This window comes from Streptomyces sp. NPDC086023 (genome assembly GCF_044540325.1).
In the GTDB taxonomy this organism is placed as follows: Bacteria; Actinomycetota; Actinomycetes; order Streptomycetales; family Streptomycetaceae; genus Streptomyces.
The window spans coordinates 333,693-339,940 of sequence record NZ_JBITRX010000010.1 but is presented as its reverse complement, the minus strand read 5'-3'; the positions used below and the strand labels follow the sequence as shown (position 1 = coordinate 339,940).

Here is a 6,248-nt window from a genome sequence, read left to right as displayed (position 1 = left end):
AGCTGCTCGACCTCCTTGAAGGAACCGGCGTCGAGCAGCAGCTCGATGCGCTCGCGGGCGGTCAGCTTGCCCTTGGCGTGCTGCGCCTCGGTCGCACGGTCACTGGGGCCGCGCCGCGCCTGCTCGCGGAGGGCGTGCAGCTCGGCCACGCGGCCGCGAGCGTCCGTCGGCTCGCCGGGGGTCTGGTCCACAACGGTCATGTACCGACCTTACGAAGCCGACCAAGCAAATCCCTCCGTCGGCTCTCCACAGTCTCGCGCGCCATCCGCTGTCCGGCCCGGACAGAACCGGGAGCCGCTGTGAGCGACCCACCAGTAGGGGCCAAAGGCATTTGTGGGTGTCCTACAAAACACCCCCAGGCGGACCTTGGTTGTTGAAATTTGAACGAAGTGGGTCTAGAGTCATTTCTCGTTGGAGGTCGTTGAATATTTAACGACCGGATCGAACCCACAGTCCCAGGAGGACACCATGGCTCTCTTCAACCGTCGCGCCAAGGAGACCACCGGCAACGCCGCCCCCGCCGGCCACGTCAGCACCCTGCAGGTGGACCCCGCGCTCGCCGCGCTCACCGGCGACTACGCCATCGACCCGGCGCACAGCAGCATCGGCTTCACCGTCCGCCACGCGATGGTCACCAACGTCCGCGGCAGCTTCGGCGAGCACGAGGGCACCCTGCACCTGGACGGCTCCGACCCGTCGCGCTCCACCGCCACGATCGACGTCAAGACCGCGTCCGTGGACACCGGCATCGCCGACCGCGACGGTCACCTGCGCAGCGGCGACTTCTTCGACGCCGAGACCTTCCCGCTGATGACCTTCCGCTCGACCGGCGCCGCGTTCCTCGGCGGGGACACGTACCGGATCACCGGCGACCTGACCATCAAGGACGTCACGCGGCCGCTCTCCATCGACCTGGAGTTCAACGGCTCCGCCACCGACCCCTACGGCAACCAGCGCGTGGGCTTCGAGGGCAGCACCCAGATCCTGCGCTCCGAGTGGGGCCTGACCTGGAACGCGGCCCTGGAGACCGGCGGCGTCGTGGTCAGCGACAAGGTCAAGCTGACCTTCGACATCTCCGCGATCAAGCAGGCCTGACCGGCCCGAGGGACGGTACGGGCACCCGGGGGCGGCGCGGCGGCCGCCCCCGCCGGCGGCTAGAAGCCGCCCCCGCCGTCGAAGCCGCCGCCACCGCCGAAGTCCCCGCCCCCGAAACCGCCGCCCCCGAAGTCTCCCCCACCGAAGTCGGACGAGCTGAAGTCGGCGCCGGAGACGTCCCCGCCCTCGAAGCCGCTCTCGTAGCCGCCGAAGTCCGAGGCGTAGGCCGGGGTCGACATCATCGAGCCGAGCATCGTGCCCATCAGCAGGCCGGGCAGGATGCCGCCGCCGAAGTAGCCGCCCGCCCAGGGGCCGTACGCCGGCCCCGCGTCGTAGTAAGGGCGCGGCCCGTGCTCGGTGTCGACGGTACGGACCATCGGGTCCCGCCCCTCGCGCAGCCGTACGGCGTCCGCGGCGCAGACCGGCACCGTGCGCGCCGCACCCCCGGCCGGGGCCCAGTCCGCGTCCTCCGTGGAGGGGCCGTGGCGGGGGTCGAAGAAGCAGGGCGAACGGCGCTCGGGCAGCGCCCGCCCCTCGCGGCGCGCGGCCAGCACCGCCAGGGCGAAGCGGCCGTCCTCCAGCGCCTGGGTCACGCCCCGCACCTCGTCGGGGTGCCGGACGCCGGCCATGATCTGCTTGGCCCGGTCGTACGAGTCCAGGGCCCGCTCCCAGTCCGCGCGCATCGCATCGTCCGCGCCCGGTTCGGCGGGGTGGAAGTCCAGCCGTTCGAGCTCCTCGCCGAAGGCGGTGATGTCCTCGTCGACGACCACGGCCAGCTTCCGCACGGCCTCGCGCTCGCGCTCCTCCTTCTTCCGCCGGTTGCGCCGGACCACGGCGTACGCGCCGCCGCCGCCCACCAGGGCCAGCGCCCCGATCGTCACGAGGCCGGCGACCGGCACCCCGCCGCCGTCCGAGCCGCCGCCGGAGTCCCAGGAGGCCGGGGCGGTCCCCTTGGTCTGGGGCAGGGCCTGGTCGACGAAGTTGTTCAGCTGGGTCGCCGCGTCCACCGGGCCGCCCGCCTTGACCGCGTCGGTGAGGTTGCGGACGGCGCGGTTGGGCATGACGCTCCGGTCCGCGCCCGCGTTGAAGCCGTCGCCGAGCCGGATGGCGTACAGGCCGGTGATCCCGGTCTCGGTGCGCACGGTGCGCAGCACGCTGTCGGCCGGGAACTCCGCGGTCGCGGGCAGCACCGCGACGAACAGCGGCTTCCCGGCGTCCTCGATCTTCTTGGCCAGGGCGTCCGCCTCGGCCTTCGACAGCTGCCCCGCGGCCCGCGGATCGACGTACACGGGGCCCTGCTTGAGCGCTGCGGCCACGGCCGCCGGGCCGGTGGCCGGGTCCGTTGCGGCGACCGCCGCGGGAGCCGCGCCGACCACCGCGATGCCGAAGACGAGCAGCAGGGGGGAGAGTGCGCGTATCAGCCTGGTCCTCATACCTTGACGCTACCCGAACGGGCGAATTCGGGCGTTAGGGGAATATAAGGACCAGGGCCGCCCGGCGCCTTACTCCGTGGGCTGGATGCCCTGGCGGAGCAGGCCGTAGGTGAAGGCGTCGACGATGGCCTGCCAGGAGGCGGCGATCACGTTGTCCGCCACGCCGACGGTCGACCACTCCGTGACGCCGTCGGTGGTCTGGACGAGCACCCGGGTCGTGGACTCGGTGCCGTGCTTGCCCTCCAGGATGCGGACCTTGTAGTCGCTCAGCTCGAACTTGGCGAGCTGCGGGTAGAACCGCTCCAGCGCCACGCGCAGGGCGCGGTCGAGCGCGTTGACCGGGCCGTTGCCCTCGGCGGCGGCCACGATGCGCTCGCCCTTGGCCCACAGCTTGACCGTGGCCTCGTTGGCCATGCTGCCGTCGGGGCGCATCTCGGCGATGGCGCGCCAGGACTCCGTACGGAAGTAGCGACGGGCGCGGCCCTCGACCTCGGCGCGCAGCAGCAGCTCGAAGGACGCGTCGGCGGCCTCGTACGTGTAGCCGGCGAGCTCGCGCTCCTTGACCCGCTCGACCACCCGGGCGACCAGGGCGCGGTCGCCGCCGAGGTCGACGCCCAGCTCCTTGCCCTTGAGCTCGATGGAGGCGCGGCCGGCCATGTCGGAGACCAGCATCCGCATGGTGTTGCCGACCCGCTCGGGGTCGATGTGCTGGTAGAGGTCCGGGTCGACCTTGATCGCGGAGGCGTGCAGACCGGCCTTGTGGGCGAAGGCGGAGACGCCGACGTACGGCTGGTGGGTGGAGGGGGTCAGGTTGACCACCTCGGCGATGGCGTGGGAGATCCGGGTCATCTCGGCCAGGGCGCCGGCGGGGAGCACCTTGCGGCCGTACTTGATCTCCAGCGCGGCGACCACGGGGAAGAGGTTGGCGTTGCCGACCCGCTCGCCGTAGCCGTTGGCGGTGCACTGCACGTGGGTGGCGCCGGCGTCGACGGCGGCCAGGGTGTTGGCGACGGCGCAGCCGGTGTCGTCCTGGGCGTGGATGCCGAGGCGGGCGCCGGTGTCGGCCAGCACGGTGGAGACGACGGCCTGGATCTGGGCCGGCAGCATGCCGCCGTTGGTGTCACAGAGGATGACCACGTCGGCGCCGGCCTCGTACGCGGCGCGGACCACGGACTTGGCGTACTCGGCGTTGGCGCGGTAGCCGTCGAAGAAGTGCTCGCAGTCGACGAACACCCGGCGGCCCTGCTCGCGCAGGTACGCGACGGTGTCCCGGACCATCTCCAGGTTCTCTTCGAGGGTGGTCCGCAGGGCCAGCTCGACGTGCCGGTCGTGCGACTTGGCGACCAGGGTGATCACCGGCGCGCCGGACTGGAGCAGGGCCTTGACCTGCGGGTCCTCGGACGCCTTGCCGCCCGCGCGGCGGGTGGCGCCGAAGGCCACCAGCTGGGCGTGCTTGAACTGGATCTCCGCCTTGGCGCGGGCGAAGAACTCGGTGTCGCGGGGGTTGGCGCCCGGCCAGCCGCCCTCGATGAAGCCCACGCCGAAGTCGTCCAGGTGCCGGGCGATCGTCAGCTTGTCCGCGACAGTGAGGTTGATGCCTTCGCGCTGGGCGCCGTCGCGCAGCGTGGTGTCGAAGACATGGAACGCGTCGTCGATGACCTCTGTCGTCATGCTGATCTGACTCCTGTCGGATGAGTGGTCCGGATGCCCGGGATCCACTTGCCCCCATCGTCGCGCGCGGCCCGCCCCCCGGCAGGTGGGGCCGGGAAACGAAAAAACCCCTCGCGGGTGCGAGAGGTCTGCGCGCGGGTCTGGGGCACGATGGCCGCGCCGTGGGGTGTGTCCACGGTCAGCGGTCACTGCGGACCGGCGCGCTGCTTCCCATAATCATGGTGAATGCAAGCACGCCCGCAGTCTGACACAGCACCGTCCGGCGCAGGGGCCGCGTCTCACGATGCGGTCTTCGTTTTGGTCACATGGCGGGCAGGCGCTGCCCGGTCGCCCGCCGGCCGGCCGTGACCCGGTCAGCCGGCTGCCGGGGTCAGCCCGTCCTCCAGGAACTCCCGTACGTGCGCCAGGATGCCGGCGCGGTCCAGCCCGGGCAGTCCCACGGCGAGCTGGATGCTGAAGCCGTCCAGCAGCGCCCGGGTACGGGTGGCGAAGCGGTCGGCGTCCACCTGCCGGAACTCGCCCCGGGAGACGCCCTCGGCCAGGAGGGCGACCAGGTCGCGGTGCCAGGCGCCCTCGATGGCGGCCTGGCGGTCGCGCTCCTCCGGGCCGGCCTCCTGCGACCGGTTCCAGACCTCCAGCCAGAGGGTCCAGTGCGGGTCGCGGGGGCCGTCCGGCACGTACAGGTCCACGTACGCGGCGAGCCGGTCGCGGGCGGGCGCGCGCCGGGAGAGCAGGGCGGAGCGTTCGGCGCCGAGGGCGGCCTCGCTCCACTCCAGGGTGCGCAGCAGCAGCTCGTCCTTGGTGCGGAAGTAGTAGAGGAGGTGGCCGCTGCTCATGCCGACCTCGCGGCCCAGACCGGCCATGGTGAGCCCGTCCAGGCCGCGTTCGGCGATCATCGCCATGGCGGCCGCGAGGACCTCCTCGCGCGGCGGCGCGTTCTTCCGCGCACGCGCCCCACCCGCCATGTCCGCTCCTCTTCCCTACGCCCTGGGCTGCTGCTGGGTGATGCAGTGGATGCCGCCACCCCCGGCAAAGATCGTACGTGCGTCCACGAGCGTCACGGTGCGGTCCGGGAAGAGGTTGCGGAAGATCTCGGCGGCCTCCTCGTCGCGCGGGTCGTCGAAGGCGCAGAGCACGATGCCGTCGTTGCAGATGAGGTGGTTGATGTACGAGTAGTCGACCCACTCGCCGTCTTCCTCCAGCACCGTCGGCGCGGGGATCTCCACGACCTCCAGCTGCCGGCCCTGCGCGTCGGTGGCGGCGCGCAGCAGGGCCGCGATGGTCTTGCAGCGCTCGTGGTCGGGGTGGGCCGGGTCGGGCTGGGTGTGCACCATCACCACGCCGGGGCGGGCGAAGGCGGCCACGATGTCCACGTGGCCCTGGGTGCCGTAGGTGCCGTAGTCCCCGGCGAGGCCGTACGGCAGCCAGATTGCCTTGGTGGTGCCCAGGTGGGCGTGGATCTCGGCCTCGACCTGCTGGCGGGTCCAGCCGGGGTTGCGGCCCTCGCCGAGCTGCACGGTGTCGGTCAGCAGGACGGTGCCCTCGCCGTCCACGTGGATGGCGCCGCCCTCGTTGACGAGGGAGGTGCTGTACGTGCGGGTGCCGGCGAGGTCGGACACGTAGCGCGCGATCTTGGAGTCGTGGTCCCAGCGGGCCCACTCCTGGGCGCCCCAGCCGTTGAAGGTCCAGTCGACGGCGGCGAGTCCGCCCTGGCCGTCGGTGACGAAGGTGGGGCCGATGTCGCGCATCCAGGCGTCGTCGAGCTCGCGCTCCACGACCGTCAGCTCGTGGCCGTCGCCGGCGCCGGCGATGGCGCGGGCGCCCTCGGCGTCGCCGGGGCTCACCACGAGGGTGACCGGCTCGTACGCACGGACGGCGCGGGCCACGGCGCCCCAGGCCTCGCGGGCCTCGGCCAGCTCGGCGTCGTTGGTGAAGGTCGGGTTGGGGCTGGGCCAGGCCATCCAGGTGCGCTCGTGGGGAGCCCACTCGGCGGGCATGCGGAAGCCGTCGGCTGCGGGGGTGCCGGCAGGGTGTGTCATGGTCGGGGTC

At 72.2% G+C, this 6,248-nt stretch carries 6 protein-coding genes; 1 reads left to right on the top strand and 5 read right to left on the bottom strand.

Annotated elements, in window-relative coordinates; translation table 11 throughout:
- Nucleotides 1-200 (bottom strand): carboxyl transferase domain-containing protein (locus ACIF6F_RS21855; RefSeq protein ID WP_399948963.1); only part of this gene is annotated, 200 nt, incomplete at its 3' end.
- A gap of 268 nt (nt 201-468) precedes the next feature.
- On the opposite strand from ACIF6F_RS21855, the gene ACIF6F_RS21850 reads away from it, so the two are divergent.
- Nucleotides 469-1,095: a YceI family protein gene (locus tag ACIF6F_RS21850; RefSeq protein WP_399948960.1), complete on the top strand. Its 627-nt coding sequence runs from the start codon at nt 469-471 to the stop codon at nt 1,093-1,095.
- Between the two features lie 59 nt (nt 1,096-1,154).
- Here the strand turns inward: ACIF6F_RS21850 and ACIF6F_RS21845 are convergent, their stop codons facing one another.
- The 4 genes from ACIF6F_RS21845 to ACIF6F_RS21830 all read right to left on the bottom strand — a co-directional run bounded on the left by ACIF6F_RS21845 (nt 1,155) and on the right by ACIF6F_RS21830 (nt 6,238).
- Entirely contained in the window at nt 1,155-2,528 is a 1,374-nt protein-coding gene (locus ACIF6F_RS21845) for a hypothetical protein (RefSeq protein ID WP_399948958.1), read from the bottom strand.
- Nucleotides 2,529-2,597: 69 nt separating this feature from the next.
- Nucleotides 2,598-4,199 (bottom strand): citramalate synthase, encoded by a 1,602-nt coding sequence (gene cimA, locus ACIF6F_RS21840; protein ID WP_399948956.1) that lies wholly within the window; start codon nt 4,197-4,199, stop codon nt 2,598-2,600.
- A 353-nt stretch (nt 4,200-4,552) separates the two neighbouring features.
- Nucleotides 4,553-5,164 (bottom strand): TetR/AcrR family transcriptional regulator, encoded by a 612-nt coding sequence (locus ACIF6F_RS21835; protein ID WP_399948954.1) that lies wholly within the window; start codon nt 5,162-5,164, stop codon nt 4,553-4,555.
- A gap of 15 nt (nt 5,165-5,179) precedes the next feature.
- Nucleotides 5,180-6,238 carry an agmatine/peptidylarginine deiminase gene (locus ACIF6F_RS21830; protein ID WP_399948952.1) on the bottom strand — a complete coding sequence of 353 codons (1,059 nt, stop codon included), beginning with the start codon at nt 6,236-6,238 and terminating at the stop codon, nt 5,180-5,182.
- Nucleotides 6,239-6,248 lie beyond the last annotated feature (10 nt).

Coding starts and splice junctions, on each gene's coding strand:
- ACIF6F_RS21835 (WP_399948954.1), bottom strand. CDS start 5,164: ATGGCGGGTGGGGCGCGTGCGCGGAAGAACGCGCCGCCGCGCGAGGAG.
- ACIF6F_RS21850 (WP_399948960.1), top strand. CDS start 469: ATGGCTCTCTTCAACCGTCGCGCCAAGGAGACCACCGGCAACGCCGCC.
- ACIF6F_RS21830 (WP_399948952.1), bottom strand. CDS start 6,238: ATGACACACCCTGCCGGCACCCCCGCAGCCGACGGCTTCCGCATGCCC.
- ACIF6F_RS21845 (WP_399948958.1), bottom strand. CDS start 2,528: ATGAGGACCAGGCTGATACGCGCACTCTCCCCCCTGCTGCTCGTCTTC.
- cimA (WP_399948956.1), bottom strand. CDS start 4,199: ATGACGACAGAGGTCATCGACGACGCGTTCCATGTCTTCGACACCACG.